Origin of the sequence: Phaeobacter sp. S60, from assembly GCF_000826845.1 — a bacterium.
Lineage (GTDB): Bacteria > Pseudomonadota > Alphaproteobacteria > Rhodobacterales > Rhodobacteraceae > Phaeobacter > Phaeobacter piscinae.
The window spans coordinates 23,654-50,020 of the sequence record NZ_JSWJ01000014.1 but is presented as its reverse complement, the minus strand read 5'-3'; the positions used below and the strand labels follow the sequence as shown (position 1 = coordinate 50,020).

27 protein-coding genes and 1 tRNA gene are annotated in these 26,367 nt (G+C 59.6%); 13 read left to right on the top strand and 15 right to left on the bottom strand.

What is annotated here, in order from left to right; translation table 11 throughout:
- Positions 1-227 precede the first annotated feature (227 nt).
- From OO25_RS14295 to OO25_RS23460, 3 genes are all read right to left on the bottom strand, one after another.
- The gene (locus OO25_RS14295) at positions 228-653 is read right to left on the bottom strand and encodes an imm11 family protein (RefSeq protein WP_242407048.1); all 426 of its coding nucleotides are present in this window, start codon (positions 651-653) and stop codon (positions 228-230) included.
- A 251-nt stretch (positions 654-904) separates the two neighbouring features.
- A complete protein-coding gene (locus OO25_RS22825) occupies positions 905-1,105 on the bottom strand; it encodes a hypothetical protein (protein ID WP_139044786.1) in 201 nt (66 codons plus the stop codon).
- Positions 1,106-1,929: 824 nt separating this feature from the next.
- Positions 1,930-2,115: a hypothetical protein gene (locus OO25_RS23460; protein WP_369808869.1), complete on the bottom strand. Its 186-nt coding sequence runs from the start codon at positions 2,113-2,115 to the stop codon at positions 1,930-1,932.
- Between the two features lie 538 nt (positions 2,116-2,653).
- On the opposite strand from OO25_RS23460, the gene OO25_RS14290 reads away from it, so the two are divergent.
- The 3 genes from OO25_RS14290 (at position 2,654) to OO25_RS23455 (ending at position 4,297) form a co-directional block, all read left to right on the top strand.
- Positions 2,654-3,562, top strand: a complete 909-nt coding sequence (locus OO25_RS14290) for an AraC family transcriptional regulator (protein WP_052465679.1) — start codon at positions 2,654-2,656, stop codon at positions 3,560-3,562.
- A gap of 106 nt (positions 3,563-3,668) precedes the next feature.
- A complete protein-coding gene (locus OO25_RS14285) occupies positions 3,669-3,959 on the top strand; it encodes a putative quinol monooxygenase (protein ID WP_040174727.1) in 291 nt (96 codons plus the stop codon).
- On the top strand, positions 3,959-4,297 hold the full coding sequence (locus OO25_RS23455; RefSeq protein ID WP_040174725.1) for an antibiotic biosynthesis monooxygenase: 339 nt from the start codon (positions 3,959-3,961) through the stop codon (positions 4,295-4,297). Before OO25_RS14285 ends, OO25_RS23455 begins: the two co-directional genes overlap by 1 nt.
- 329 nt (positions 4,298-4,626) lie before the next feature.
- Here OO25_RS23455 and OO25_RS14280 read toward each other — a convergent pair whose 3' ends face one another.
- From OO25_RS14280 to OO25_RS14270, 3 genes are all read right to left on the bottom strand, one after another.
- Positions 4,627-7,506: a Hint domain-containing protein gene (locus OO25_RS14280; RefSeq protein WP_040180815.1), complete on the bottom strand. Its 2,880-nt coding sequence runs from the start codon at positions 7,504-7,506 to the stop codon at positions 4,627-4,629.
- A 368-nt stretch (positions 7,507-7,874) separates the two neighbouring features.
- A tRNA-Ala gene (locus OO25_RS14275) sits at positions 7,875-7,950 on the bottom strand.
- A gap of 175 nt (positions 7,951-8,125) precedes the next feature.
- The gene (locus tag OO25_RS14270) at positions 8,126-8,452 is read right to left on the bottom strand and encodes a TIGR02300 family protein (RefSeq protein WP_014875934.1); all 327 of its coding nucleotides are present in this window, start codon (positions 8,450-8,452) and stop codon (positions 8,126-8,128) included.
- Positions 8,453-8,552: 100 nt separating this feature from the next.
- On the opposite strand from OO25_RS14270, the gene OO25_RS14265 reads away from it, so the two are divergent.
- Both OO25_RS14265 and OO25_RS14260 read left to right on the top strand, forming a co-directional pair.
- Positions 8,553-9,245: a M48 family metallopeptidase gene (locus tag OO25_RS14265; RefSeq protein WP_040180848.1), complete on the top strand. Its 693-nt coding sequence runs from the start codon at positions 8,553-8,555 to the stop codon at positions 9,243-9,245.
- 76 nt (positions 9,246-9,321) lie between these two features.
- Positions 9,322-9,990, top strand: coding sequence for a GntR family transcriptional regulator (locus tag OO25_RS14260; RefSeq protein ID WP_040180813.1), 669 nt, complete (start codon positions 9,322-9,324; stop codon positions 9,988-9,990).
- A gap of 9 nt (positions 9,991-9,999) precedes the next feature.
- Here OO25_RS14260 and OO25_RS14255 read toward each other — a convergent pair whose 3' ends face one another.
- The gene (locus OO25_RS14255) at positions 10,000-10,902 is read right to left on the bottom strand and encodes a DUF1206 domain-containing protein (protein ID WP_040180811.1); all 903 of its coding nucleotides are present in this window, start codon (positions 10,900-10,902) and stop codon (positions 10,000-10,002) included.
- A gap of 157 nt (positions 10,903-11,059) precedes the next feature.
- Positions 11,060-12,022, bottom strand: a complete 963-nt coding sequence (locus OO25_RS14250; protein ID WP_040174702.1) for an acetyl-CoA carboxylase carboxyltransferase subunit alpha — start codon at positions 12,020-12,022, stop codon at positions 11,060-11,062.
- A gap of 119 nt (positions 12,023-12,141) precedes the next feature.
- Between OO25_RS14250 and OO25_RS14245 the strand changes: the two genes are divergently transcribed.
- Positions 12,142-12,978 carry a GyrI-like domain-containing protein gene (locus OO25_RS14245; RefSeq protein WP_040174700.1) on the top strand — a complete coding sequence of 279 codons (837 nt, stop codon included), beginning with the start codon at positions 12,142-12,144 and terminating at the stop codon, positions 12,976-12,978.
- A 3-nt stretch (positions 12,979-12,981) separates the two neighbouring features.
- Here OO25_RS14245 and OO25_RS14240 read toward each other — a convergent pair whose 3' ends face one another.
- Entirely contained in the window at positions 12,982-13,578 is a 597-nt protein-coding gene (locus tag OO25_RS14240) for a LysE family translocator (protein ID WP_040180810.1), read from the bottom strand.
- A 73-nt stretch (positions 13,579-13,651) separates the two neighbouring features.
- Between OO25_RS14240 and OO25_RS14235 the strand changes: the two genes are divergently transcribed.
- Positions 13,652-14,104 carry an Lrp/AsnC family transcriptional regulator gene (locus tag OO25_RS14235; protein ID WP_040180809.1) on the top strand — a complete coding sequence of 151 codons (453 nt, stop codon included), beginning with the start codon at positions 13,652-13,654 and terminating at the stop codon, positions 14,102-14,104.
- A gap of 51 nt (positions 14,105-14,155) precedes the next feature.
- Here OO25_RS14235 and OO25_RS14230 read toward each other — a convergent pair whose 3' ends face one another.
- Positions 14,156-14,761, bottom strand: coding sequence for a hypothetical protein (locus OO25_RS14230; RefSeq protein WP_040180807.1), 606 nt, complete (start codon positions 14,759-14,761; stop codon positions 14,156-14,158).
- An 80-nt stretch (positions 14,762-14,841) separates the two neighbouring features.
- Complete coding sequence (locus tag OO25_RS14225) at positions 14,842-15,804, bottom strand: L-malyl-CoA/beta-methylmalyl-CoA lyase (protein WP_040180805.1); 963 nt, start codon at positions 15,802-15,804, stop codon at positions 14,842-14,844.
- Positions 15,805-16,118: 314 nt separating this feature from the next.
- Between OO25_RS14225 and dgcN the strand changes: the two genes are divergently transcribed.
- The 3 genes from dgcN (at position 16,119) to OO25_RS14210 (ending at position 19,116) form a co-directional block, all read left to right on the top strand.
- Positions 16,119-17,120: an N-acetyltransferase DgcN gene (dgcN, locus tag OO25_RS14220; protein ID WP_040180804.1), complete on the top strand. Its 1,002-nt coding sequence runs from the start codon at positions 16,119-16,121 to the stop codon at positions 17,118-17,120.
- Between the two features lie 159 nt (positions 17,121-17,279).
- The gene (dgcA, locus tag OO25_RS14215) at positions 17,280-18,245 is read left to right on the top strand and encodes an N-acetyl-D-Glu racemase DgcA (RefSeq protein WP_040180802.1); all 966 of its coding nucleotides are present in this window, start codon (positions 17,280-17,282) and stop codon (positions 18,243-18,245) included.
- 10 nt (positions 18,246-18,255) lie between these two features.
- Positions 18,256-19,116, top strand: a complete 861-nt coding sequence (locus OO25_RS14210) for a D-amino-acid transaminase (protein ID WP_040180800.1) — start codon at positions 18,256-18,258, stop codon at positions 19,114-19,116.
- Between the two features lie 94 nt (positions 19,117-19,210).
- Here the strand turns inward: OO25_RS14210 and OO25_RS14205 are convergent, their stop codons facing one another.
- The 4 genes from OO25_RS14205 to ald form a co-directional block, all read right to left on the bottom strand.
- Positions 19,211-19,885 carry a type 1 glutamine amidotransferase domain-containing protein gene (locus tag OO25_RS14205; RefSeq protein WP_040180799.1) on the bottom strand — a complete coding sequence of 225 codons (675 nt, stop codon included), beginning with the start codon at positions 19,883-19,885 and terminating at the stop codon, positions 19,211-19,213.
- A gap of 30 nt (positions 19,886-19,915) precedes the next feature.
- Entirely contained in the window at positions 19,916-20,947 is a 1,032-nt protein-coding gene (locus OO25_RS14200) for an NADP-dependent oxidoreductase (RefSeq protein WP_040180797.1), read from the bottom strand.
- A gap of 93 nt (positions 20,948-21,040) precedes the next feature.
- The gene (locus OO25_RS14195) at positions 21,041-21,628 is read right to left on the bottom strand and encodes a TetR/AcrR family transcriptional regulator (RefSeq protein ID WP_242407047.1); all 588 of its coding nucleotides are present in this window, start codon (positions 21,626-21,628) and stop codon (positions 21,041-21,043) included.
- Between the two features lie 128 nt (positions 21,629-21,756).
- Entirely contained in the window at positions 21,757-22,872 is a 1,116-nt protein-coding gene (gene ald / locus OO25_RS14190) for an alanine dehydrogenase (RefSeq protein WP_040174681.1), read from the bottom strand.
- Between the two features lie 137 nt (positions 22,873-23,009).
- Between ald and OO25_RS14185 the strand changes: the two genes are divergently transcribed.
- The 3 genes from OO25_RS14185 to ppk2 all read left to right on the top strand — a co-directional run bounded on the left by OO25_RS14185 (position 23,010) and on the right by ppk2 (position 26,293).
- Positions 23,010-23,468, top strand: a complete 459-nt coding sequence (locus tag OO25_RS14185; protein WP_024095888.1) for an Lrp/AsnC family transcriptional regulator — start codon at positions 23,010-23,012, stop codon at positions 23,466-23,468.
- Between the two features lie 103 nt (positions 23,469-23,571).
- The gene (locus tag OO25_RS14180) at positions 23,572-25,161 is read left to right on the top strand and encodes a GMC family oxidoreductase (protein WP_040180794.1); all 1,590 of its coding nucleotides are present in this window, start codon (positions 23,572-23,574) and stop codon (positions 25,159-25,161) included.
- Between the two features lie 214 nt (positions 25,162-25,375).
- Positions 25,376-26,293 (top strand): polyphosphate kinase 2, encoded by a 918-nt coding sequence (ppk2, locus tag OO25_RS14175; protein ID WP_014875915.1) that lies wholly within the window; start codon positions 25,376-25,378, stop codon positions 26,291-26,293.
- Positions 26,294-26,367: the final 74 nt, after the last annotated feature.

Below are 26,367 nucleotides of genomic sequence, written 5' to 3'. Positions count from 1 at the left end.
GGCACCGTGGATGGCCGTGCTCTGCTGTCTGGAAATCCCCGTTTCCTGAACTGCCCAAGGTCGGCTTAGCCCAGTCCAGTCCCTGGCTGTCTGCGCGGCGAAGGCTCTAGCAGAGCCCAATTTACCGGATGCTGCGCTCTGCATGAATGGCGGTTTTGTTGACTGTCAGCTTGAAACAAGCTTGACGTGCAGCGCGATTCCTTTTTGTAACAGCGCCCGAATAAGCGTTAGGCTTCTTCAAGTTTCCTATAGGACAAACCTGTCAACCCGGCTCCGATCAGGCGCTCAGCCAACGTATCCGAAAACAAATATGACATGGATAAAAATTTATCATGCCACATATGATGGCCAGACACTTTTTCCTTGTCGAAAACAATACGATCCAGGCTCTTATCCCTGTCTTTGTAGTCTTCATTAAACTTATCAATGAACCCGCGATCATTCCTTGGCGGAACACACAGGGTGTCATGCAACGTATCTAATCGCTGGCAAATCACCATCCAATAGCCGTCGCCAATTTTCACTTTCCCTTTGCTGTCATAATATTCCATCGGGAAAAACTGGTGCATTCCAGGTTCAAACTCTTCAACAATATCCTTGAAGGTCTGGTTGACCAAATCAAGACTGCCGGTCTGGCGGTTGACGTCCAGCAACTTCGCGCGCTTGATGCCTGGGTCTGAGCGCTTCAATTTCGTCGGAAAATTCTCGTCAACTTTAACAGAGCGCCCCTTGTGCCAAGAGGACTTGCAATTGCGCACCCCCCCCCGTCCGGCGTCAAATCGGCGACTTCCGCAGCCCTCAACTTGCCATCCATGCCTTCAAAAAAAATTTCCAGGCTCGCCGTCCAGGGTCGGATCATAGTCGGTGTTGCCGCCCGCCATCGCATAAACCATGATATACCTCCTTAGTGCTGATGTGGTGTGTCTTCAGAAACGGCCGCGCCTTGTTGCAACGCGCCCATCTTCTCCAGCGCCTCCGCATCCACCAGCTTGGCGATCACCGGATGCAGGCGCAAGTCGCCATCCTTGCTCACCTGCTTGAAGTTGCGCAACATTCCCGACAATGAGGCGGGTCGGCTGCACCGCTTCCCCATTTTGAGCTGCATTAAACAGATGAACGTAGAACAACGCACACCGGAACTTCGCAAGGCGCCTGCGAATGACAACTCCGTCCGCAACCTGTAGATTGCCGCTGACAACCTCGCTGCATCCCGAGCGAATGGCCGCGCTTCACGCCGCATGGCGGCGCTGAAGATGATGCAATCTCGGCGATTTTGGTGCTGCGAGCGCACGCAGCGAGAAATGGCAATGGCAGCCTTGGGCTCTTTTCTGCCACTTACCGCGGCCTTTGCAAACGGCTGCTTCGCTGGCTGGGTAAGAAATGCTTGACGTTTGGGTCAGAATTGCACGGTGCAATTCACTCATTTATTGAGGTTTTGGCTGCCGATAGAGTCAAAGTTTCGTGACGTTCCACACTCCCTTATAAGAAGACGCGCTGATTTGCGGTATGGCGAAGGTAGCCATCACTGCCCCGTTCTTTCTCTTTCCACATGATCGCTGCTGGTTTGAAGGTAATGGGCTGAGGATAGCAGTTCCTGTTGATCTGCGACGCGGTGAATAAGGCGGGGTTTGGGATTGCCGTTCGGTGGGCACTGCGGCCCCGCAAGCGCAGCCAGGAAGAGGGTCTGGTCTATTAGGCGGGAGCCGGAAGTCAGCGCGCGCTTTCTGGGCATCACAGGCATTTTGCGTGTCGATACCCCGCTTGCCAAAGGGGCTAAGGGACGGTTCGCCTGCCACCATTTCGACCGTTCTGAAATTTGAGATGCGGCGGCTGAATCGCGTCATCTTATGCGCAACTGTCAGAAAGTACTTTCAGAAACCTTCTAGTCGCGAACGTTTCATCCGACCACGGAGGTCTTTTTGCAATCTCTTACAGCGAGAGATTTGAAAAGGTAAACCGTAAGGCCGGGTCTGCTCTGAATTGATCACTTATTGTGGGCAGGACCAGTCGCAACTGCGCCAACATGTCGTCACCACGACGGGATGCATGCATCAGTGCTATTGACTTGCCGATAGTCTCACCTCTCGACACCATCCAATCAATGGCATTCTTCAGGCCACCGGGGATCGCAGGGCATATTCAGGGCTTGAGATAATGAGCGCATCGCTTTGCCGCACCTAGTCTGTAAACCTCTGAGCGGCGGGAGGCACCGTGCCATGTTCGGCATCCGACGAGAACACGGGTAAATCGGCTAAGCCAGAAAAAAAGCGCCTATCTCGTGGCTGGCAGCAGTGATCTCGGCACCTGCATTTAGCATCGCAGTATTCATCGAACCAGCGCGGGCTCCCAGAAATGGCGAGAATTCTCATGTGCTCACGTGTTGGCCAGAGCGGCGGGGCCTCAATGGCTGCAAAGACCCGCATCGGGTCGGGTTCCTCTGACATTCGATATTCCCCTTAAGACCTTCCCGGTATTGAGCGGCAGCGGGGACGGTTTCAGAACGGTCATGGCGCGTTTGTCAGATGCAATGCGCCAGTTAATCTCGGCAGGTGGTATGTGTGGGGTAGATATTCGCGCTGATTTGCCGCCGGGGGATCCATTGAGGGCATACACAGACCCTTGTAAGTTTTAGAAAAACTGGGGGATACATGCGATGATCCGTGGACACCGGATAAAAAATTGCGCTGCCGCTGAGGACAGGATCCTGCTGATTCCCGAGGGGCTTCACGATTTTGCCGGGGCGGAGGTGATCATGACCAGTGGTCGTGCTGGGATCTTTCATAAGCTGCTGTATCAAGATGCCTTTGGGACGGAGTTTCTTTCCAACGCGCCCTGTCTTGCATATGTGCTTCGAGGACGCGAAACTTTTGTCGACGCGGATGGCGACGAGACAACTGTGGTAACGGGGGACACGCTGCTGGTGCCGCGGCATCATCACATGGTGTCTGAGTTCTCAAGTGAAACGGGGCCGCTTGAGGCGGTCTTGTTCTTTTTTAGCGATGCTGTGATCGCGGAGTTTCTGGCTGCGACCTCACATGGAGTCACAACGGCACCGCGCAGCCGGACTGCCCTGTTTGCGGGGTCGCCATCGCTGCACGAATATGTCAGTGCGCTTCCCCGGGTATATGGCGGCCTGCAAGCCTCTCCCGCACTTGTGAAATCGAAACTGTTGGAGCTGCTGTTGCTGCTGGATCTGCATGACCACCAGGGGCAGCTATGGCGATTTCTTGTCCATGAGAACTCCCAGCGCGCCCGTCGCAATATCAAGCAGGTCATGCGGGCACATGCGCTCGCGGATCTTTCGGTTGCGGATTACGCGACGCTTTCGGGGCGGTCAGTTTCGACCTTTCAGCGTGACTTCAAGCGTGCCTTTGGCGAGGCGCCGAGTGTCTGGCTGCGGCGCGCGCGGCTGGACCATGCTCGGGTCCGGGTGATCGACGGCAAAGATACCATTGCCGACATCGCGCTAGCAGCAGGGTACTCCGACACCTCACATTTCATCAAAGCCTATAAGGCCCATTTCGATCGGACGCCGAAGCAGCACCGTTTGCAACTGGCCTAATCTGGCGTGTGTAACTGACCTATAAACCCGATTTTTGAGGCTGGTTTTCTATCTCTAGATGCAGGTTGCGGTGACACTGCCCCTGTCACAAAGAAGGAGACTATTCATGACGATTTGGGTCACGCTTGAAATGCGCGTAAAGGACGGGGCGTTTGACGCATTGTCAGCGTTTCTGGAGGCAAACCTGCCAAATGTGCGCGGCTTCGACGGGGCGTTGAGTGTTACGCTTTATTATGATGCGCAAACAATGGCGTTCCTCATCCACGAAGAGTGGCTGAGCCGTGAGCACCATCAGGCCTATCTCGCCTTCATTGAAGAGCGCGGAGTTATGGCGGCGCTGCTCGGGTTCATGGAGGGGCCACCTAAGGTTACCTACTACGACAGGCTGGTGGTGTGATGGCCGGGTTGTTGCGCCTTTCCCGGCGTAGTGTGGTTGCTGCAATGCCCGTCTGTCTGCTGGCGTGGCGCGCAGCGGCTTGGGGTGTGCCTGACACGCCGGCACCCGGTACTCAGCACGTTTTGCGAGTCGAAACGGGGATATCGGAGGCTGCGGCGGCTTCTCTGGCGACGGCGTTGCGGCGCGCATCAGGATGTCTGCGTGTTGATGTCTTCCGGGGTGAGGGGCAGGAAGTTGCGATGTTCCAACGCTGGCGCACGCAAGCCGATGGCGACGCATTCTGGTTGGGCCAGACCGACGCGCGGGCCTTGGCCTACCTGAGCAGGCTCGAGATCTAACCCGATGGTCCGCCAGGGCGCGGGCACCGTGGTCATCGGCCTCTGTCGCGGGCGATAGCCTGCAGAGGATATCGATCTGGCGCGTCCTCAATCGGTCACGAAAGACCAATTGGTCTTTCGTGCTTCTCCGGGGCGGTGATGCTACAGGGACAGGATCTGCAAGACTGCGGCAGCGTTGTCGCGTTGGTGGAACGCCCTGGGCGCCTGAGGGCAGCGTTCCAGATCTGCCAAGGCCACGACGTTCCCCTTGGCCTTATGCACCTAGGCCGCTTGAACTGCTCCGGGAGCGTAGGGCCAACAGAGGGCCATGAGGCTTGCGCGGCATGGATTTACGCGGCGTGGCGATTGGCGATGTCGCGACGTCTGAGGGAGCGGCGGGCGAGATCGCCGTAGGTTTTGCGGACCTGACGGCGGCCGGGCTCGCCTGACAACCCATGCACGGTTGCCAGCTCCGGGAATAGTGTCAGCAACTCGCGCAGGTCATCTACGGACAGGCCGCGGATCGCCTCCGGGCCGGGCCAGAAAGTTTCGGTCGCGATGCCTTCAGCAAAGATGACTTCATGCTGCTCCGTCATCAGGTGGACATAGGTGACAGGTGTCTGCTGCGTCACCTGTGCGGCAAAACCGCCATCCATTTCCGCAAGAAGTTTCGCGGAAACAAAGCTTTCGTCACGTGGTTGTTCCGGCATCAGGCAGCCGTCATTGACGATCAGGCGGTGTTGCGGGGACAGCAGCATCGGTCGGTCCGGTGACAGCAGGCCGCCCGGGCGCAGGCAGTAGGGGCGCAATTGTGGGCGGTGCATAAGATCGGCCGCGCTGAGGTGGCGCCTGCCAACCCAGATCACCGGCTGAAACCCATTGTCTGCGGTTTGCAGCAAATCCCCGACCCGGATCTGACCCGCAGGGACAGCGCCCCGGCGCGTGGCCAATAGCACGTCAGGCGTAAAGCAGGGAATGCCCGCCGCGTAGAGCTGGTTGTGACTGCTCATTTGCGCGGGTGTGACCCCCTGAAGCACCAGTTGCTCCCCGCCGGGGAAGGTCAGGAGCGCATTGCCGAACCCATCGTCTGCCACGGCGACATCACCGGTGCGCACGGCTCCGTTGGTTCCGCTGCCACCCGCCAGGTCTGAGACGTCGAGTTGGTCATTGTAAAACCCGTTGCCATCGTCATCGTTCAGGTCGAAGTCGCTGACGGTATCGACGCCACCGCCCTCCGTCAGGATCAGCTCATCGTCGCCAGCTCCACCGGTGATGGAATCATCACCTTCACCAAAAGTGATGGTGTCGTCGCCAGCGCCTGCATCGATATCCACCCCGGCGTTGTCAGTCGAAGCATCAACAATATCCGCCTGGTCGGTCAGGGTCAGCTGTTCAATCTCGCTGAAGGAGATGGTGTCGGCGCCATCGGTAATCTGGCCGGCTTCATATCCGGAATAGGTGACGGTAACACTGCTGGTGACATTCGACAGGTCGATGTGGTCGGAATCATTCCCGGCCTCACCGCCAGAGATGGTGTCATTGCCAAAGCCATCCGACATCTGGAAGGTATCGGCATCCGCCTCGCCATACATCTTGTCATCGCCGGCGCCGCCGACCAAAAGGTCATTGTCATTGCCGCCGTACATGGTGTCGGCACCATCGCCGCCTTCCAGTGTGTCATTGCCGTCTGTAGCGACGATGCTGTCATCACCGGTGCCGCCGACCAGGCTGTCATCGCCTGCCGAATTGCGTAGCGTGTCATTGCCTGCGCCACCAATCAACGTGTCGTTGCCAAGGCCGGTTGTCAGACTGTCGTCGCCGTCGCCGCCGTCGATATAGTCGTCACCATCCCCGCCCGCGATGGTATCGGCGCCGAGGCCCCCCATCAGCGTATCGTTTCCGACACCGCCATCCATCACATCGTCGCCGGTGCCGCCATCCAGGCTGTCGTCGCCCGTCTCGCCATACATCAGATCGTTGTCGGCACCCCCAACCAAAAGGTCGTTGTCATTACCGCCGTACATGGTGTCGGCGCCATCGCCGCCTTCCAGCGTGTCATTGCCATCTGTGGCGACAATGCTGTCATCGCCGGTGCCGCCGACCAAACTGTCATCACCTGCCGAGTTGTTCAGCGTGTCGTTGCCCTCTCCGCCAAGGAGCGTATCGTTGCCGATGCCGGTTGACAGTCTGTCGTCGCCCTCACCGCCCTCGATGTAATCGTCCCCATCGCCGCCAGAGAGCGTATCGCCACCGGCGCCGCCAAGCAGGGTGTCGGCCCCTGTGCCTCCCTCCATGACATCGTCGCCTTCACCGCCGTCCAGCAGGTCATCACCTTCCTCGCCCAGCAGGGAATCATCGCCCCCCTGACCATGGACAATATCATCACCGACGCCAGCCATGACCGTATCTGCCCCCTGGTCGATGATGGTGGTGACCGGATCCTCCAGAATGTCGCCAGATAGGGTGAACCCAGCCAAGCCCGCACGGGTTTGCAGGGTGAATTCAATTGAAGAGCGGTCCTCAAACGAGGCGGAGAACCAAGAGTCCTGATCGGTGTAATCATTCAGCTCTGATCCGGTGGCTTTGACTACATCTCCATTGATGTCGGTGGTCAGAGAAGAGTCTGCCGAGACGCCAAAGGAGGTAAAGCTGCTGCCATCGATGATGACGGCTTCGGCGTCGCCGTAGTAGCTGTTGTCGTCGATATCATTGAAGGTCGCGGTGGAGTTGAGGTAGACCGTCTCACCGGTGGCCGGATCAAAAAATTCAAGTCGGAACTTGGCCTGATCGCCAGGCTGATCCCCATCCAGCAGGATTTCTGCGCCGCTAGTATACCCAAATTCCACCGACATATTGGCGTTGGATTTTTCGACCAGAACCAATTTGCCGGAGATGCTGGTGCCGTCCTCAAGCGTGGCGACATTGCTAAACACAGCGTAGTTGCCGGCCGAACCTGTGCCACCATCATGGGATACGCTGTGCATATTATTGATATCAAGGGTCAGCGGAGAGGCCTGCATCCCTTGGTCAAACCCGTCCCCCATGTCGCCATAGATGATGTCGTCGCCGTCGCCGCCGTCAATCAGGTCGTTGCCTTCTTCACCGGCGACAGTGTCATCCCCCTCGCCGGCATCCATGGTGTCATCACCCGTGGTGCCGCCAAGTTTATCCTTGCCCCTGCCACCGATCAGATTTGTGAGGAGATTTTCGAGCCAATTTGAAAGGGGCATGGCGGGTCTCAATCCTTAACCGATTTATACAATTGTTGTGCTGACCATAGTGCGCGCTTCATGGTCGATGGTGGGGACACACATCAGCAGAAGCTTAGGTGTTTCGCGATAACAAAGCGTAAATCGGCAAGGCGGTCTGCTGCGCAGCCGAGCAGCAAGCCTCGTAGGGTGGAATGCGACGTGCGGCGCGGGCGCTACGAGGTAACAGGAGTGGGCGCTGTGCTGTTTGACAGGTTCTGCAGTAAGGTCGCAACCGGTGCTGCAATCCGACGCCGCACCAATGGACACGCTGTGCCTAAACGGCGCCCGCAGCAATCACTGGCCTCTTCGGGAGAAGATGACGTTGTGCTGGAATTTTTAAGGAAGTTTGGTGGAGCCTAGCGGGATCGAACCGCTGACCTCCTGCATGCCATGCAGGCGCTCTCCCAGCTGAGCTAAGGCCCCGAACCGCCGCGTTTCGTTTCCGTCTCGCGGTGTGTGTCGGTGATTTAAGGGAGGCTGGCGCGTGCCGCAAGCGGAAAATGCACCATCGTCCGAGATTTTTTCAACACCGGTTTTCCGGCGGTCATTCGCGGTATCCGGGGGAGGTGGCAGCACCTCCCCCAAGGGCCTTGTGGCCTTAGGACTCGTCGTCTTCGGAGGCGACGTCGGCGATCTCGTCGAGCGAGACGTTGTCCTCGTCATCATCATCGTCCAGGACGTCGTCGCCCAGATCCAGATCGACATCATCTGCATCATCAAGCACCGCGTCATCACCGTCGGTGTTTTCCTTGGCCTTGCGGCTGGCCGCATCTTCGGCGTCGGCTTCGATCATGCGGCTTTTGCCGTTGTTCAGTTCGACAACCTCACCGGTGTAGGGGCTGACGATCGGGTTCTTATTCAGGTCGTAAAAACGTTTGCCGGTTGTCGGGCAGACGCGCTTTACACCCCATTCTTCATTGGGCATGTGGATCCCCTTGATTTTCTGCTGAGTCGGTTCGACGATTCAGGTGCCTTGCCATATGCGCCGGGTGCTGTCAAAGCCTTTGCCAAAAGGGGAGGCCGTCATGGCTGATCATCACCTGCCCGGAGATCCGCCGGTTCCGCTGACGCTGCGCCGCTCTGCGCGGGCGCGGCGGATCAGTCTGCGCATCTCAGGGCTGGATGGTCGGGTGACGCTGACGTTGCCGTCACGGGTCCCGGATCGCGAAGCGCTGGAGTTTGCGCGAGAAAAGGAAGGTTGGATTCGCGGGCATTTGGCGAAGCATCCGGAATGTATCGACGTGGATTACGGCAGCGTGCTGCCGATTGATGGCCAGCCACGGCATGTGGTTGCCGGGCGGGGGCGCAGGGTGCTGTTGGCACCGGGCCAAGTGACGGTGGGGGGGGGTGCCAGCGGGGCGAAGCCCGGGCGCCGGATTCAGCGGTATCTACAGGAGCTTGCGCGTGACAGGCTGGCGGCGGCCTCTGATCACTACGCGGCGGCGCTGGGTCGTCCATATAGACGTATCAGCCTGCGGGATACCCGGTCGCGCTGGGGGTCGTGTTCGTCCGACGGGGCGCTGATGTATTCTTGGCGGTTGATCCTGGCACCGCCGGAGGTGTTGCGCTATGTCGCCGCGCATGAGGTGGCCCATCTGGCGGAGATGAACCATTCGCCCGCATTCTGGGCGACCGTCCAGCAACTATATGGCAATTACGATGGCGCGAGAGAGTGGCTGCGCAGCGAGGGCAATCAGCTGCACCGCTACCGTTTCTAAGCGTATCGATGCTCCGGGCCTGATTTGGCCAGCTGTACCAGTTGACCTGATCGGGGTTTGTGATCACAACACCATCATGTCCGATCCTGTACCCAACCCCATTCGCTCGACCGTTGAGCCGCCGACGGGCTCTGCCCATGACCGTGTCTATCGCGCATTGCGCACTCGCATCATGCACGGTGAGATGGCACCGGGGGAGGCGCTGACGCTGCGCGGGATTGGCCGTGAGTTTGAAGTCTCAATGACGCCCGCCCGCGAATCGGTGCGGCGGTTGGTAGCAGAAGGGGCCTTGTTCCTGTCGTCTTCTGGTCGGGTATCGACACCGGAGCTGACAAATGAGCGGATCGAGGAACTGGCAGCCCTGCGGGCGCTGATCGAGGTCGAGCTGGCCAGTCGGGCCCTGCCGCGCGCGCATATCGCGCTGATCGACCGCTTGCAGAGTATTAACAGCAATGTGGCCGAGATGATCTCCAAACGGGATGCTGTTGGCTATCTCCGAACCAATCTGGAGTTTCACCGTACGCTATATCTGCGGGCGCAGGCGCCGGCGATGTTGGCAATGGCGGAGACCGTCTGGCTGCAGCTGGGGCCGACGATGCGGGCGCTTTATGGCCGGTTGCGGCGCACCGAACCCCCGCAGAACCACAAGTTGATCATTGCCGCGCTGAAGGCGGGGGATGAGCCGGGCTTGCGACTGGCAGTGCGTTCCGACGTGACGCAGGGGCTGCGTATGCTGACGGGATAGGTCGCGCCGTCATTTGTCGCTGAGTGCATCACCGAGGGTCTTTGTGCCGCGGTCACTGGCCTTGGGCACGACGCGATACAGTGCATTGATGCAGCAAAACAAGGCAAAGCCCAAGAGGCCGAAACAGAGGGCGGTGACGAGAATCTGGCCAAAGACTTGTTCCCGTAGCCAGTCGAATACACTGCCGATACCACCTGGGTTGTCGGCAGACGCAAACATGGCGGCCTGAATGATCAATACACCGATAACACCGATGACCACGCCGTTTGCAGCGACACCAATCTTCAATAACGTATTGAGGCGTTGGGTGATCGAGTTGGCTTTGAGATGTGTCCGGTAGTTTTCACTCCAAGCCTTGTGAAGGTAATAGCCTGCTGCGCCCAGTGTCATCAGTCCAACCGCGCCTAGAAGGATTGAGTCAGCGGAAGAGGACACCAACTGTGTAAATTGCCCACCGCCGGACGCATTACCGGACCGATGGTCGATCAAAACTGTAATGGCTATGCTTGCCATGACGAGGTGCACAAGACCCGTCACTACCATCGCCGTACGGGCGATCAGCCCCTTGATACCAGCCCCGTATGCTTCGAGGTCCCAGACGCTGTCGACCACACGCCAGACCGCGTAGGCCATAAGTCCCAGAATGATTGCGAGTAGTACAATTGTCCCCCAGCCACCATCCAGCCATTCTAGTGCTTCCGTGGTGCCTTTTGCCCCGCCGCCCTGCCAGATCGACCAAAGCGATGTGCCAGCGATCGTCAGGTAGACCAGTGCCCGCCCGCCGTAGCCTGTTCGCATGATGGGTATTGCCCAAGAAAAGTCATCTGGGTTGATCTGATCAAGGATCTCGTTGCGGGTTTTCTGAGAGGGCAGGGCGCGATTTGCGAACCCCGATAGCAGGTGATCTGACATGTTGGCGCTCCTGACCATGGGAAAGGATATTTGCTAGTCAAATGCGCAAACCCGCAGGATTGTTCCGAATCAGCTTGGCCCCATACGAACAAACATAAAAAAAACCTCGGCGCAAAGGCCGAGGTTTCATACCGAAATCAGGGTGTTGCGCGTGGCCCTAGGCCGCCAACCCCTTGGAGCCGATGTCCAGGAATTTCTGGCGACGATCCTTGATGAGGGCAGCGGCGTCCATACCTTCTAGCTCTGCCAGCATCTCTGTCAGCGCGCCACTCACCGCCTCAAAGGTGGCTTCAGCATTGCGGTGGGCGCCGCCAAGCGGCTCGGGGATGATCTTGTCCACCACGGCCAGCTCCTTGAGGTTCTGAGCGGTGAGGCGCAGGGCTTCGGCGGCTTCGCGCATCTTTTCGGCATCCTTCCAGAGGATTGAGGCGCAGCCCTCGGGGCTGATCACTGAGTAGACCGAATGTTCCAGCATCGCCACGCGGTTGGCAGAGGCAAAGGCCACAGCTCCGCCAGAGCCGCCTTCACCAATGATGATGGAGATCAGCGGCACACCAATTTTCAGGCACATCTCGGTAGAGCGGGCGATGGCCTCGGACTGGCCGCGCTCTTCCGCGCCCTTGCCGGGGTAGGCACCAGCCGTATCCACGAGGGTCACCACCGGCAGACCAAAACGTCCGGCCATTTCCATCAGGCGGATTGCCTTGCGGTAGCCTTCGGGACGGGCCATGCCGAAATTATGGGCGATACGCGCCTTGGTGTCCGAGCCTTTTTCATGGCCGATCACCATGACTGGTTGGTCGTTGAACCGCGCCAATCCGCCCATCACCGCCAGATCATCGGCGAAGTTCCGGTCGCCGGCCAGCGGGGTATATTCGGTGAACAGCGCATCAATATAATCACGGCAATGCGGCCGTTCGGGGTGACGAGCGACCTGGCATTTGCGCCAGGGTGTCAGATCTTTGTAGAGATCGATCAGCAATTGCGCCGCCTTGGCGTCAAGGGCGGCGGCCTCATCGGTCAGATCAGCTTCTTCATTTGCCCGTGCCAGGGCGCGCAGTTCTTCCGCTTTGCCTTCGATTTCGGCCAACGGTTTCTCAAAATCCATGTACTGGGTCATGTCGTCTCACTCGGGCGGTTTGCCCGATATATGGCCCCAAGGGCCGACGGATGCAACTCAGCAAGATTTGTGAAGTGCTACTATGGCATCCAAATCGGGTCAGAAGAGGGACGTTTTCCATGAGCAACGCCTATGAGGACCGCATTCTGCGGGTGCTGGGCTATATCTACGACAACCCGGAGGGGGATCTGTCGTTGGATGCGCTGGCGGATGTGGCGGCGATGTCGCGGTTTCACTGGCATAGGGTGTTTCGCGCCCTGACCGGGGAAACTTGCGCGCAGGCGGTGCGCCGGATCCGGCTGCATCTGGCCGCAACTGCGCTGGTGCAGGGCGCAGCCCCGATCGAGAGCATCGGCCGCGCCGCAGGCTATCCCAATAGCCGCTCTTTTGCACGTGTCTTTGCCGAGGCTTATGGGGCGTCGCCCGCGGCCTTCCGCAGGAAGGGCCGTCTTCTGCCGCCCAATCCCAATCTGATGTCCCAAGGAGACCCCATGTATCCCACCACCATTCGCGATGAACCCGCCCGTACCCTGGCCGCATTGGCCCATAAGGGGGCCTATAGCGAGATTGGCCGCAGCTTTGAGGCGTTCTCAGCCCTGTGTACGGCGCGCAATCTTTGGCCGCAGATGCGCCAGATGATCGGTGTCTATCTCGACAGTCCAGATACAGTCCCGGATGCCGAGCTGCGCAGCTACGCCGGGGCCAGCACGGCCGAAGGTGTTGCCCTGCCTGAAGATATGGAAGAGGTAGCGTTGCCTGGTGGGAAGACTGCCGTGATGACCTACAAGGGGCCGTATTCCGGCATCCATGCCGCCTATGGTGATTTGTTCGGCGCGTGGTTGCCCCAGTCGGGCGAGGAGCCTGCTGATGCGCCCTGCTACGAGATCTATCTTAATGATCCGCACCAAGTCGCACCGGAGGAGTTGCTGACGGAGATCTGTCTGCCGCTGAAGTGACGCTCAGCGCTGCAGCAGGATCGCGGCCAGCGACGCAAGAAGCAGGGCTGCCATGGTCCAGTTGAAGGCCCGCAGCTGTGCGGGGCGGGTCAGCAGCCGACGCAGCTGCTGGCCCAGCAATGTCCAGGTCGAGGCCGAGAAACTGCCCACCAGCAAATAAGTGCCCGACACCCAGAGAATGGCAGTCACATCGCGGCTGGCCGCATAGAGGGTGATTGCGCCAAGGGCCATCGCCCAGGCCTTGGGGTTGACCCATTGGAAGGCGCAGGCCTGAAGGAAACTCAGCGGTGTCCCCTGCGCCTCGCCATCGCGTGGCGGGGCCGCATTGGCAACTTTCCACGCCAGCCACAGCATATAGGCCACCGAAAGTGCCGTCATGATCCACGTGAGCGCGTGGAAGGCATCAAACAGCTGCATCACCCCAAGGCCAACCGGCAGAATCATCAATGGAAAACCAACCGCGACACCCGTGAGATGCGGAAGGGAGCGGCGAAAACCGAAGTTGGCGCCGGAGGCCATCAGCATCAGATTGTTGGGGCCGGGGGTGAAGACAGTGCCAAAGACAAAGCCAGCGAGGGCGAAGAAGAGTTCGTAGGTCATGGCGATGAAAATGAAGAGTATTTGAGCGAATGAAATTGCGTTCTCTATGCGTTGACGTCATATTTTGCAACAAATGGCGAAACTGGATCAAATAAACGACAGGATATTGCAGGAGCTGAGCCGCGACGGGCGGATCAGCAATTTGGAATTGGCGGATCGTGTAGGGCTGTCGCCTTCTGCCTGTTTGCGCCGGGTGCAGGATCTGGAGCGCAGCGGGGTTATTACCGGTTATCGGGCGGTGTTGAACCGGCAGGCGCTGGGAGTTGGTTTTGTCACCTATATCGGGGTGGGTCTAGGCGAGCACACCAAAGAAGCACAAGAGGCCTTTGAAATCGCCATGCGGCGGGCGCCCGAGGTGGTGGAGTGCCACAATATCACCGGCACCATCGAGTACCTCCTGCGGGTCGAATGCGCGGATTTGCCCAGCTACAAGCAGTTTCATACCGATATTCTGGGGACGTCTCCCTATGTAACCTCGATCACCACCTATGTGGTGATGGGATCGCCCAAGGACATGCGGGCCTGAGAGCCGGGGCGTGGGATATTGAGTATTTGGAGAAAGGTGACGGGGTTGGCGTCAGCCCGCCCCTGTGAGGCTCCGCATGGCGATGGCGGGGGAGGCGAGCACCGGGATCTCAGTCTCAATCAGCGTGGCGGCACCAGCCATGGAAGCCTGCGCCAGCACCACGCAGGAGGTATCGGCCACCAAGGCGAGGCTGGTGCCGACCCAGGTGGCGATCTGTTGGTGGAACAGATCGGTATCGCCTGCAGTGAAGTGCGGCCAGAGGCCGGTCAGAGGCAGAGTGCGAATTTCTGCTGATGTGTCGAGGTCGCTGAAGGCGCGCTCCAACAGGGCCGTAGAGGGCGCGCGTGTGCTTTCCAGGCAATACGCAATCAGCACCGGCCCGCCGATCTGTGCTGCGGCCTGCATCATCGGCCAGTCGAGTCGGATGGCGCCGAGACTTTCTGCCAGCTCTCCGAATGTGGTGCACGTGCAGAGGATGGGGCTGGTCAGGCGCTGGATTTCGGTGGTGATTTCCCGGCGCAGGGCGTCGTCAATGCCATCTTGCGCCCGCTCCAGCCAGTCGGGACGGACGATATGGTGTAGCTTTGCAGCACCCGCCAGCGCATCGAAAGTGGCGACATGGGTCTTGGCCGTGTGAATCAGGGTGAGATCGACCATGTGCTTCGCCTGCCTTTGTCTCTGCCTTGACGGCCATTGTTTTACCGGGGGCATTGTTGCACCCCCGGTTTTACAAACCGTTAGCCGTTTTGGGCGATCAGCTCCGATTGCGCGACGATCACCTCGGCCTGTTTGATAGAGGCGATATCGACCAGACGGCCCTTGTAGACTGTTGCGCCTTCGCCTTTGGCCTTGGCTTGTTCCATGGCTGCGAGGATCTCACGCGCCTCAGAGACTGCTTCATCAGATGGGGTGAAAACCTGATTGGCCAACGCGATCTGTTTCGGGTGGATCGCCCATTTGCCCACCATGCCGAGGGTGGCGGAGCGTTTGGCCTGGGCGATATAGCCCTCATCATCGGAGAAATCCCCAAACGGGCCATCCACTGGCAGAATGCCATGGGTGCGACAGGCGGCGACAATGGCGGCCTGGGCCCAATGCCAGGGGTCCGACCAGTGTTTTTCGCCAGCGCGCAGCATATAGTAATCCTCCTGCGTGCCGCCGATGCCGGTGGTCTGCATGCCCATGGAGGCGGCGAAGTCTGCAGCCCCGAGGCTCATGGCCTGAAGGCGCGGGCTGGCGGCGGCGATGGCCTCAACATGGACGATGCCGGCGGCCGATTCGATGATCACCTCAAAGGATATCGGCTTGCGGCGGCCCTTGGCGCGTTCAATCGCCGTAACCAGTGCGTCCACGGCATAGACATCTTCGGCGCAGCCCACTTTGGGGATCATGATCTGGTCCAGCCGGTCACCAGCCTGCTCCAGGAGATCGACAACATCGCGGTACCAATAGGGTGTATCCAGCCCATTGATCCGCACGGAGATATATTTGTTGCCCCAGTCGACCGTGTTCAGGGCCTCGATCACATTGGCACGGGCTGCATCCTTATCCGACGGGGCGACCGAATCCTCTAGGTCGAGGTTGATCACATCTGCTGCTGAGGCTGCCATTTTTGGAAAGAGTTTGGTGTTGGAGCCGGGGCCAAACAGCTGACAGCGGTTCGGGCGGGCCGGGGCGGCGGGTTGGATGCGAAAGCTCATGTCAGCGACCTCTGGGTAATGATGTGTCGTAATTGCTTGCTGTTTTGGTATTAAATTGCAGCGCGGCCCGCAAGCGTTTTGTGCAGTCGCAGCATTGCGAGCGCAGAAACAGTCACTGGGGGGCCGAGTTGTACGACAGCGTAAGCAAGGAACCGGCGTATATGGCCATTGATTGGGAAGATCTTCGGGTTATTCCTTCTGTAATCGAAGATTCATGCGCCAATTTTCAGATGTTGCGCAGAATTCGGGATCCTCTCGCAGGCGCGCTCTCCTACACTCGCGCGGAACTCGACTTTTTCTGAGGAGGCCCCGCCATGATCGAGACCCCATATCTGCTGTTCCTGGGCGATGCGCCCGACATGCTCGCCGCCAAGGTGGCCATCGGTATTCGCGACTGGCGCCCGGATCACGCCGTGGGTCAGATCCGCCTGCCCGGCTGTGGAGCCGATCTTGGGCTGAGCGATATGACGCTGGCCGAGGCCAAGGCGGCGGGTGCCAAGACACTGGTGATTGGTGTGGCCAATCGTGGCGGTGTGATCTCCCCGGCGTGGAAAGAGGTGCTGATTGCAGCCTTGGAGATGGGGTATGACCTGGCGTCTGGTCTGCACAATCTGCTGCGGGACGAGGGTGATCTGGTTGCGGCGGCCCAGACCCATGGCGGCACCCTGCATGATGTCCGCGTGCCGACCGTCGGCTATCCGATCGCCAATGGCGTGAAGCGCAGCGGCAAACGCTGCCTCGCTGTTGGCACCGATTGTTCCGCGGGAAAGATGTATACCGCCCTGGCCATGGACGCTGAGATGCAGAAGCGCGGCATGAAGTCGACCTTCCGCGCGACGGGCCAGACCGGCATTCTGATCACCGGCCACGGCGTGCCGCTCGACGCGGTAATCGCGGATTTCATGGCAGGGTCCATTGAGTATCTGACCCCGGATAATGACGATGACCACTGGGATCTGATCGAGGGGCAGGGTTCATTGTTTCACGTGTCCTATTCTGGTGTGACCATGGCGCTGGTGCATGGGGGCCAGCCAGATGCGCTGATCCTGTGCCATGAGCCGACCCGTGAGCATATGCGGGGCCTGCCGGGTTATAAGCTGCCGAGCCTTGAGCAGCTGCGTGACACCGCGCTGCCGCTGGCGCAGGTCTCCAATCCGGAGTGCAAGGTCGTGGGTATTTCGGTGAACACCCAGCATCTGAGCGAGGAGGAAGCGAAATCCTATCTCGCCGAGGTTGAGGCCCGCATGGGGCTGCCAGCGGTGGATCCCTATCGCCATGGTGCGGGCCGTCTGGTGGACGCGCTGGACGCTGTGTGATCTAACCCCTGCTGCCGCTGGGGGTGAGCCGAACGGTTCGAAGCCTCCGGCGGGAGTATTTTTGGAAAGATGACATTGGGGTGCCCGGCCGTACGGGTATCCTTTGGGCCTTTTCCGGTTCTTTAGACAAAGACAACTACCGCAGTTATGGAGAGACATATGCAGATCAGCGTGACACCCGATATTTTCAAGCTGGCGCAGGTCTTTACCATCTCCCGAGGATCACGCACCGAGGCCAAGGTGCTGACCGTGCGTATCGAACAGGATGGCGTGACGGGCTGTGGTGAATGTGTGCCCTATGCGCGCTATGGTGAGACGCTGGAGAGTGTGACGGCTGAAATTGAAGGTCTGCCAGAGCGTTTCAACCGCGAAGAGCTGCAATCGCTTTTGCCTGCAGGGGCCGCGCGCAATGCCGTTGATTGCGCGCTGTGGGATCTGGAAGCGAAACAGGCGGGCAAGCGGGTCTGGGAGCTGGCAGGTCTGCCGGAGCCAAAACCAGAAATCACCGCCTATACGCTGTCACTGGACAGTCCCGAAAACATGCAGGCGCAGGCCGCCAAGAATGCCCATCGCCCACTACTGAAGATCAAGCTGGGCACCGCCGACGATATGGCCCGCCTGGAAGCGGTGCGCGCTGGAGCCCCTGAGGCCCGCATCATTGTCGATGCCAACGAGGGCTGGAGCGCCGAGGTCTACGCTGACCTTGCCCCACATCTGGTACGACTGGGAGTGGCGCTGGTGGAACAGCCACTGCCTGCGGGGGAGGACGCTGCGCTGCTGGGGATGGAGCGTCCAGTGCCAGTCTGTGCCGATGAGAGTTGTCATGATCGCGAGAGCCTCGCAGCCCTGGAGGGGAAATACGACGTCATCAACATCAAGCTGGACAAGACCGGTGGGCTGACGGAGGCGCTGCAACTGCGCGACGCGGCACTTGCGCGGGGTTTTGAGGTGATGGTGGGTTGCATGGTCGGATCCTCTCTTGCCATGGCGCCTGCGACACTGGTGGCACAGGGGGCGGTGGTCACTGATCTTGACGGGCCGCTTCTGTTGGCCGAAGACCGTGCGGAACCGTTGAAATTTGACGCAGACGGCGTGCACCCGCCGGAAGCGGCCTTGTGGGGCTAAGGAGAGCACTATGACCCGTACCGTATATGTGAATGGCGACTACCTGCCGGAGGATGAGGCCAAGGTCTCGATTTTTGACCGCGGTTTTCTGATGGCGGATGCTGTTTATGAGGTGACCTCGGTTCTGGGCGGCAAGCTGATTGATTTCGAAGGTCACGCCGTACGTCTGAAACGGTCTCTGGACGAGCTGGAGATGGCCGAGCCCTGCAGCAAGGAAGAGCTGCTGGAGATCCATCGCAAGCTGGTGGAGCTGAACGACATCGACGAAGGTCTGGTCTATCTGCAGGTCAGCCGTGGCTCTGATGGGGATCGTGATTTTGTGTTTCCCTCGGCTGAGACCACGCCGACCATCGTGCTGTTCACCCAGAACAAACCCGGTCTGGCGGACAGCCCGGCGTCGCGCAAGGGCGCTAAGATCATCTCGATCGAGGATATTCGCTGGGGCCGCCGCGACATTAAGACCGTGCAGCTGCTCTACCCCTCCATGGGCAAGATGATGGCGAAGAAGGCCGGGGCCGATGATGCCTGGATGATTGAGGATGGTCACGTGACCGAAGGGACCTCTAACAACGCATATTTCGTGAAGGATGGCGTGATTGTTACCCGCCCGCTGTCCAATGACATTCTGCACGGCATCACCCGCAAGGCGGTTTTGCGCATGGCAGAAGAGGCACAGATGAAGATCGAAGAGCGCCTGTTCACCATTGAGGAAGCGAAAGAGGCGGATGAGGCCTTTACCACATCGGCTTCCGCCTTTGTGATGCCGGTGGTTGAGATCGACGGCGTAGCGCTGGGCGATGGCACACCGGGTCCGATCGCCAAGCGCCTGCGCGAGATCTATCTGGAAGAAAGCATGAACGCGGCGATCTGATCACGCGCTCATCATGTGCGAAAATAAAAGGCCGCCCGCATCACTGCTGGGCGGCCTTAGTATTGAGCGCTGCGGCTTTCGCAGGCTTGCGGCCTCAGAGTAGGGCGAGCAGCTGTTTCGCGGCCTCTTCCGAGGAGGCGGGGTTCTGGCCGGTGACCAGCTTGCCGTCGGTGATGGCAAAGGAGGCCCAGTCGTCGCCTTTCTCGTAGGTGGCGCCATTTTCAGCCAACATGTCTTCCACCAGGAAGGGCACCACGTCGGTGAGGCCGACGCCGTCTTCTTCGCTGTTGGAGAAGCCGGTCACGCGTTTGCCCTGTACCAGCGGCGCGCCATCGGCGTCTTTGGTGTGGCGGAACACGGCTGGGGCGTGGCAGACAGCGCCGATGGGACGGTCGCTGTGTGCGAAGGCCTCGATCAGGCGGCGGCTGTCGGCGTCTTCGGCCAGATCCCAGAGAGGACCGTGACCGCCGGGATAGAACACCGCGTCAAAGCCATCATCTTTGACCTCTGCCAAGACCTTGGTGTTGGCCAAGGCGTCCTGCGCGGCGGTATCTTCCTTGAACCGGCGGGTGGCATCGGTCTGGGCGCTTTCATCATCGCTCTTGGGATCGAGCGGGGGTTGCCCCCCTTTGGGGGAGGCCAGTGTGATGTCGGCGCCTGCATCTTTCAGCGCATAGTAAGGCGCGGCGAATTCCTCCAGCCAGAAGCCGGTTTTTTCGCCTGTGTCGCCCAGTTTGTCATGGGAGGTGAGAACCATCAGGATTTTCATCTCGGGTCTCCTTGTGTTTTGAAGTTCAGATCAGTCGGCGAGGTGGATGACACGTTTGCCAAACGCTTCGCCTCTCAAAAGACCAACGAATGCTGCGGGCGCTTGTTCCAGACCTTCGATCATTTCTTCGCGGTATTTCACTTTGCCCTCCTGCACCCAGCCGGTCATCTGCTTGGCAAACACCGGGTAGAGATGGCCGAAATCGTCAAAGACGATGAAGCCGCGCATGGTGATGCGTTTGCGCAGCAGCTGGCCCATCAGGTAGTTCATCCGATCAGGGCCGTCGGGGAGGGCAGTTGCGTTGTACTGGGAAATCAGACCGCAGAGCGGGATGCGGGCAGAGGGGTTGAGGAGCGGCATCACCGCGTCAAAGACAGCGCCGCCGACGTTTTCGAAATAGATGTCGATGCCATCTGGAACCGCCTTGGCAAGGTCGTCGGCAAAGCTGTCGTCCTTGTAGTCGATGCAGGCGTCAAAGCCCAAAGTATCGACCACGTGCTGGCATTTCTCCGCACCACCCGCGATGCCAACCACGCGCAGGCCGAGGATTTTGCCGATCTGGCCAACCGTTGCGCCGACCGGGCCGCTGGCGCCTGCGACGACCAGTGTTTCGCCTTCTTTTGGCTGGCCGATCTGGGTGAGACCCGCCCAAGCGGTGAGGCCCGGCATGCCCAGAACACCAAGCGCCCAAGACGGGTTCTGCGGGGTCTTGCCCATATTGATCACACCGGTGCCATCCGACAGTGTGTAGTCCTGCCAGCCGCCGAATGCGACGACCCAATCGCCTTTTTCGTATCCCTTGACGTTGGATGCAACGACCTCGGCAACGGTGCCGCCCACCATGACCTCGCCGATCTCGACCGGCGCGGCATAAGAGGGCGCGCTGCTCATCCGGCCACGCATATAGGGATCCAGCGACAGGTATTCGTTGCGCAGGAGCATCTGACCTTCGCCCGGGGTGGGCACTTCGGTGGTTTCCAGGCGCAGGGTGCTGTCGGTTGGCTCACCCTTGGGGCGCTCGGCGAGGACATACTGGCGGTTGGTGGTGGAGCTCTGTGTCATGTTAGGGTCCTTTTCTGAAGGGATTAGACCGATCGTCTAGTGATCGGCAAATTTTTTTGCGGCACCCTAGGGAGCCAGAATGTCTCTGACAGGTTAGGCGTGCCGGGGTGGGGGGAGCATGGCCCGGGTCTGGACCATGGCAGTGTTGAACGGGGTGCTGTCCTGCGACAGATGCGCCATCAGGCTGGCGCCAAGCCAGATCTGATAGAGTGTGATGGCGGTATGGATTGGGTCGACGCTCGGGCTGAGGGAGCCGTCCCGTTGACCTTTGCGCAGGCAGTCAGCCAGCCGCGCTGTAATGCCTTCGACAGCCTGTTGCAGAATGCCGCGCATCGCGGGGGAGAGGTCGGCAATTTCGGCGGCCAGTTTGACAATAAGGCATTTTTGACCGGCCATGTCCGAGCTCTGCCGCTCCTGCCAGGCGGTGACATAAGACAGCACCTGATCGCGCCCGGTCAGCTCTGGGTTGTTCAACGTGGGCGTCAACTCAATCCGGTACTGGTCGACGTAGTGACGCAGCAGGGCGCAGCCGTAGTCTTCTTTGGAGGAAAAGTAGTGATAGAACGATCCCTTCGGCACCTGTGCCGTCGCAAGCAGCTCCGTCAGCCCGACGGAGGTATAGCCGCGCTGCGCCGTCAGTGCGCGTCCAGTGTCCAGAATATGCAGTCGGGTGTCACTCATGCGAGTAGACATAAGATCACTAGACCGATTGTCTAGTGGGGTTGGCAACTTTTTCTACCTGTCAAAACGAGACAAGGCCCCGCGTCTGCGAGGCCTTGCGCTGGCTGATACCAAGTGATCGGGAGGTATTACTTGATCATCAGCTGAGGGGATACAACATCAATGCCCAGAGCCTTGCCGACCGCGAAATAGGTCAGCTTACCAGCGTGCACGTTCAGGCCATTCAGCAGATGTGGATCGTCTGCGCAGGCTTGCTTCCAGCCTTTGTTTGCCAAATTCAGCAAGAATGGCAGGGTGGCGTTGCCCAAAGCCTGGGTCGAGGTGCGGGCAACAGCGCCGGGCATGTTGGCCACGCAGTAGTGCATGATGCCGTCGACCTCATAGATCGGGTCGGCGTGGGTAGTGGCCTTTGACGTCTCGAAGCAGCCGCCCTGGTCAATGGCGACATCCACCAGCACTGCGCCGGGTTTCATCTCGCTGAGCTGGGCCCGTGAGACCAGCTTTGGTGCTGCAGCACCGGGGATCAGAACCGCGCCGATCACCATGTCTGCATCACGCACCAGCTCGGCCGTGGCGCCTGCGGTGGAGTATTGGTTCTTGAAGTCGCGGCCGAAGACATCGTCGAGATATTTCAGGCGTGTGAGGGAACGGTCGAGGATGGTGACATCCGCACCCATGCCAGCAGCGATCTTGGCTGCGTGGGTGCCAACGACGCCGCCACCGATCACCACAACCTTGGCCGGGGCCACGCCAGGGACGCCGCCCATCAGCACGCCGCGACCACCGTTGGCCTTCTGCAGGGTGTAGGCGCCCACTTGTGGGGCCAGACGGCCGGCAACTTCGGACATCGGCGCCAGCAGCGGCAGGCCGCCACGGTCGTCGGTCACGGTTTCATAGGCAATCGCGGTGCAACCGGAATCCAGCAGATCACGGGTCTGATCGGGATCGGGGGCGAGGTGCAGATAGGTGAACAGCAACTGGCCTTCGCGCAGCATCTTGCGCTCAACGGCTTGGGGTTCTTTCACCTTCACGATCATGTCTGCGGTGGCAAAGATCTCCTCGGCGGTGTCGATGATTGCGGCACCTGCTGTGGTATAATCTTCGTCGGTGAAGCCAGCGCCCATCCCGGCACCGGCCTGAATTAGGACGGTATGGCCATGGTTTACGGCTTCGCGAGCGGCGTCCGGTGTCATCCCGACGCGGAATTCCTGCGGCTTGATCTCAGTGGGGCATCCGATTTTCATGCGATCTCTCCTCCAGCATGCTTGCGCTATGATGCCGCAGGAGCGATGAGATTTGCTGCTTTTTTAGGCGAAATAAAAAGGTGCATATAGAAGGTTCTTCTAATATGTTCATCCTTCATCGAAGGATCTTTCGCAATATGTCACTTGACCACACAGATCGTCGCATCTTGCAGGTGTTGCAGAAGCAGGGACGGATTTCCAACGCCGAGCTGAGTGAGCAGGTAAACCTGTCGGCATCGGCCTGCCACCGGCGTGTGCAACGGTTGGAGACAGACGGGTATATTCGTAATTACGTCGCTCTCCTGGACGCGCGCAAGATGAACCTGCCGGCAACCGTCTTTGTGGAGATCACGTTGCAGAGCCAGGCGGATGAGCTGCTGGATGCCTTTGAGAAGGCGGTGGGGCGCATTCCCGATGTGTTGGAGTGTCATCTGATGGCGGGGACGGCGGATTACATCCTGAAGGTGGTGGCTGAAAACACCGATGATTTTGCCCGCATCCATCGCCAACACCTGACCCGGCTGCCTGGTGTGGCGCAGATGCAGAGTTCCTTTGCGCTGCGCACGGTGTTTAAAACCACGGCGCTTCCGGTCTGATCTACGCGTCTGCGCGGGCCTTTGCGTGACTTGTCAGGCAGGGGGATCTGGGAAAGACTGCCCCGACAGAACAAGACGGCAGGATTGTCGCGGGCGGGGGCGTATGGACTGGGACTATATCATTATCGGCGCAGGCAGCGCGGGCTGCGTGCTGGCCAACCGGTTGAGCGCGGCAGGCCAGCGGGTGCTGCTGCTGGAGGCGGGCGGCAAGGACAACTACCATTGGGTGCATATCCCGATGGGGTATCTCTATTGCATCAACAACCCGCGCACTGACTGGATGTATCGAACCGAGGCGGAGGCGGGGCTGAACGGGCGCGCGCTGATCTATCCGCGCGGCAAGGTGCTGGGCGGCTGTTCCTCCATAAACGGAATGCTCTATCTGCGCGGACAGGCGGCGGACTATGATGGCTGGCGCCAGCGCGGGCTCACCGGCTGGGGCTGGGATGATGTGCTGCCCTATTTCAAGAAATCAGAGGATTACGTCGACGGTCCGTCTGACATGCATGGGGTCGGTGGCGAATGGCGGGTGGAAAACCAGCGTCTGCACTGGGATGTACTGGACGACTGGATGCAGGCTGCCGCCGAATGGGGCCTGCCCAAAGTCACTGATTTTAATACCGGCAACAATGAGGGCGTCGGCTATTTTCGGGTGAATCAACGCGGCGGCTGGCGGATGAACACCGCGAAGGCGTTTTTGCGCACGGCGACTGGTGAAAATCTGAAGGTAGAAACCGGCGCCCACACCCGGCGCATCCTGACCGAGAACGGCCGTGCCGTAGGGGTTGAATACAGCCAGGGCGGTGTCGTGAAAACAGTGCGAACGGGCGGTGAGGTGCTGCTGTCTGCGGGGGCCATCAACAGCCCACAGATTCTTCAGCTGTCTGGTCTGGGTCCGGCAGACCTGCTGCGCGACCACGGGATTGCGGTGCAGCGGGACATGCCTGAGGTTGGTCAGAACCTGCAGGATCATCTGCAATTGCGTTGCGCCTGGCGACTGCAAAGGGCAAAGACATTGAACACGCTGGCCAATTCGTTTTTGGGGAAGGCAAAGATTGCGGCCGAATATGCCCTGCGCCGGTCCGGTCCGATGTCGATGGCGCCGAGCCAGCTGGGGGCGTTTTCCCGTTCGCGCCCGGATCTGGCGACGCCGGATCTGGAGTATCACGTCCAACCGCTGACGCTCGACGCCTTTGGTCAGCCGCTGCATGATTTTCCGGGATTGACGGCAAGCGTGTGTAACCTGCGACCTGAAAGCCGGGGAGAGGTAGCTATCGCCAGCGCGGATCCCATGCAGGCGCCCCGGATCGCACCGAAGTATCTCTCGACCGAAGGCGACCGTCAGGTGGCCGTGGCGGCCATCCGGCAGGCGCGGGCGATTATGGGGCAGGGGGCCATGCAGCGTTATGCACCGCAGGAGCTGAAACCCGGCGGCGGTTCGGATGATGAGGCGGATCTGATGCAGGCGGCAGGCGCGATTGGGACAACCATCTTTCATCCGACCTGCACGGTACGGATGGGCGCGGAGGAGGCGGCCCCGGTGGACGGCGCGCTGCGTTTGCGCGGGGTTGGTGGGCTGCGGGTGGTTGATGCCAGCGTGATGCCGGTGATTCCCAGCGGCAATACCAATGCGCCGACGATCATGATCGCGGAAAAGGCAGCTGATATGATTTTGAGCGATCATCGCGGGTAATTGGACGCGCGGGCAGCATGCCCCCTTGCGTCTGCCGCCAATTTTCGATTCCCTGTTCCGATCCGGCTGGCGCGCGGCCTGCGGGACGCGTTGGTCTGTTTCAGCGACCAGAGGGGCTGACAGTGCTCATCGCTTGCCTGACTGTGACACGAAACGATCACATCAGCCTGCTACAGCCGCGTGACTGACCAAAGACCGACCAAGGAGCTTTAGTGTGACCAGCGACCATGACCCTGATTCCTTCGACTGGCTGGACGCCGAACTTCAGGACACGCTGGACGAGGATTTCGAGATCGAATTCGCCGAGCCGATGCTGTCAATGGAATTGCGCAAGATCTACCGGTCACAACACCCGGAGATGCTGGATCGCAAGGTCTATTTTCGCAACTTGCTGCGGTTGCAGGCTGAGCTGATCAAGGTTCAGGATTGGGTCCAACACACCGGGGCCAAAGTTTGCATCCTGTTTGAAGGACGCGACAGTGCCGGCAAGGGTGGGGTGATCAAGCGGATCACCCAGCGGCTCAATCCACGGGTGGCGCGGGTGGTGGCGCTGCCTGCGCCCAGTCGCCGTGAGCAGAGTCAGTGGTATTTTCAGCGTTATGTGCCCTACCTGCCGGCTGCCGGCGAAATCGTGCTCTTCGACCGGTCCTGGTACAACCGGGCCGGGGTCGAGCGGGTGATGGGCTTTGCCAGCGATGATCAGGTCGAGCAGTTTTTTCAGGACGTTCCGGAATTTGAACGGATGCTGGTGCGGTCGGGCATTATTCTGCTGAAATATTGGTTCTCCATTACCGATGAGGAGCAGCAGCTGCGGTTTCTCATGCGGATCCACGACCCGATGAAGCAGTGGAAACTGTCGCCAATGGATCTGGAGAGCCGCATCCGCTGGGAGCAGTATACCAAGGCTAAAGAGGACATGTTCGAGCGCACCAACATTCCCGAAGCGCCCTGGTATATCGTGGAAGGGAACGACAAGAAGCGCGAGCGGCTGAACTGTATCGAGCACCTTCTGACCAAGATCCCCTATTGCGATGTGCCAAGTGAACGCGTGTCGCTGCCGGATCGCGAATATAAGCCCGACTACGAGCGCCGGGTGCTGCCGGACGACCTCTACGTTCCCAAGATTTACTGACCTGAGCTGACGTGGCGGCCGCACCGGAAGTGGGCGCAGATGTGCCATGCTGGCATTTTCTGTTCGGGGATGAG

What these genes read in the sequence shown, in the direction of transcription:
- OO25_RS14205 (WP_040180799.1), bottom strand. Translation starts at nt 19,885, where the DNA reads ATGAAAATCCTGATGGTTCTCACCTCCCATGACAAACTGGGCGACACA.
- dgcA (WP_040180802.1), top strand. Translation starts at nt 17,280, where the DNA reads ATGCAGATCAGCGTGACACCCGATATTTTCAAGCTGGCGCAGGTCTTT.
- OO25_RS14185 (WP_024095888.1), top strand. Translation starts at nt 23,010, where the DNA reads ATGTCACTTGACCACACAGATCGTCGCATCTTGCAGGTGTTGCAGAAG.
- OO25_RS14250 (WP_040174702.1), bottom strand. Translation starts at nt 12,022, where the DNA reads ATGACCCAGTACATGGATTTTGAGAAACCGTTGGCCGAAATCGAAGGC.
- OO25_RS14285 (WP_040174727.1), top strand. Translation starts at nt 3,669, where the DNA reads ATGACGATTTGGGTCACGCTTGAAATGCGCGTAAAGGACGGGGCGTTT.
- ald (WP_040174681.1), bottom strand. Translation starts at nt 22,872, where the DNA reads ATGAAAATCGGATGCCCCACTGAGATCAAGCCGCAGGAATTCCGCGTC.
- OO25_RS14210 (WP_040180800.1), top strand. Translation starts at nt 18,256, where the DNA reads ATGACCCGTACCGTATATGTGAATGGCGACTACCTGCCGGAGGATGAG.
- OO25_RS14200 (WP_040180797.1), bottom strand. Translation starts at nt 20,947, where the DNA reads ATGACACAGAGCTCCACCACCAACCGCCAGTATGTCCTCGCCGAGCGC.
- OO25_RS14230 (WP_040180807.1), bottom strand. Translation starts at nt 14,761, where the DNA reads ATGGTCGATCTCACCCTGATTCACACGGCCAAGACCCATGTCGCCACT.
- OO25_RS14225 (WP_040180805.1), bottom strand. Translation starts at nt 15,804, where the DNA reads ATGAGCTTTCGCATCCAACCCGCCGCCCCGGCCCGCCCGAACCGCTGT.
- OO25_RS14235 (WP_040180809.1), top strand. Translation starts at nt 13,652, where the DNA reads ATGGCGAAACTGGATCAAATAAACGACAGGATATTGCAGGAGCTGAGC.
- OO25_RS14280 (WP_040180815.1), bottom strand. Translation starts at nt 7,506, where the DNA reads ATGCCCCTTTCAAATTGGCTCGAAAATCTCCTCACAAATCTGATCGGT.
- OO25_RS14245 (WP_040174700.1), top strand. Translation starts at nt 12,142, where the DNA reads ATGAGCAACGCCTATGAGGACCGCATTCTGCGGGTGCTGGGCTATATC.
- OO25_RS14255 (WP_040180811.1), bottom strand. Translation starts at nt 10,902, where the DNA reads ATGTCAGATCACCTGCTATCGGGGTTCGCAAATCGCGCCCTGCCCTCT.
- OO25_RS14180 (WP_040180794.1), top strand. Translation starts at nt 23,572, where the DNA reads ATGGACTGGGACTATATCATTATCGGCGCAGGCAGCGCGGGCTGCGTG.
- OO25_RS22825 (WP_139044786.1), bottom strand. Translation starts at nt 1,105, where the DNA reads ATGCAGCTCAAAATGGGGAAGCGGTGCAGCCGACCCGCCTCATTGTCG.
- OO25_RS14195 (WP_242407047.1), bottom strand. Translation starts at nt 21,628, where the DNA reads ATGAGTGACACCCGACTGCATATTCTGGACACTGGACGCGCACTGACG.
- OO25_RS14265 (WP_040180848.1), top strand. Translation starts at nt 8,553, where the DNA reads ATGGCTGATCATCACCTGCCCGGAGATCCGCCGGTTCCGCTGACGCTG.
- OO25_RS23455 (WP_040174725.1), top strand. Translation starts at nt 3,959, where the DNA reads ATGGCCGGGTTGTTGCGCCTTTCCCGGCGTAGTGTGGTTGCTGCAATG.
- OO25_RS14240 (WP_040180810.1), bottom strand. Translation starts at nt 13,578, where the DNA reads ATGACCTACGAACTCTTCTTCGCCCTCGCTGGCTTTGTCTTTGGCACT.
- OO25_RS14260 (WP_040180813.1), top strand. Translation starts at nt 9,322, where the DNA reads ATGTCCGATCCTGTACCCAACCCCATTCGCTCGACCGTTGAGCCGCCG.
- dgcN (WP_040180804.1), top strand. Translation starts at nt 16,119, where the DNA reads ATGATCGAGACCCCATATCTGCTGTTCCTGGGCGATGCGCCCGACATG.
- OO25_RS14270 (WP_014875934.1), bottom strand. Translation starts at nt 8,452, where the DNA reads ATGCCCAATGAAGAATGGGGTGTAAAGCGCGTCTGCCCGACAACCGGC.
- OO25_RS14290 (WP_052465679.1), top strand. Translation starts at nt 2,654, where the DNA reads ATGATCCGTGGACACCGGATAAAAAATTGCGCTGCCGCTGAGGACAGG.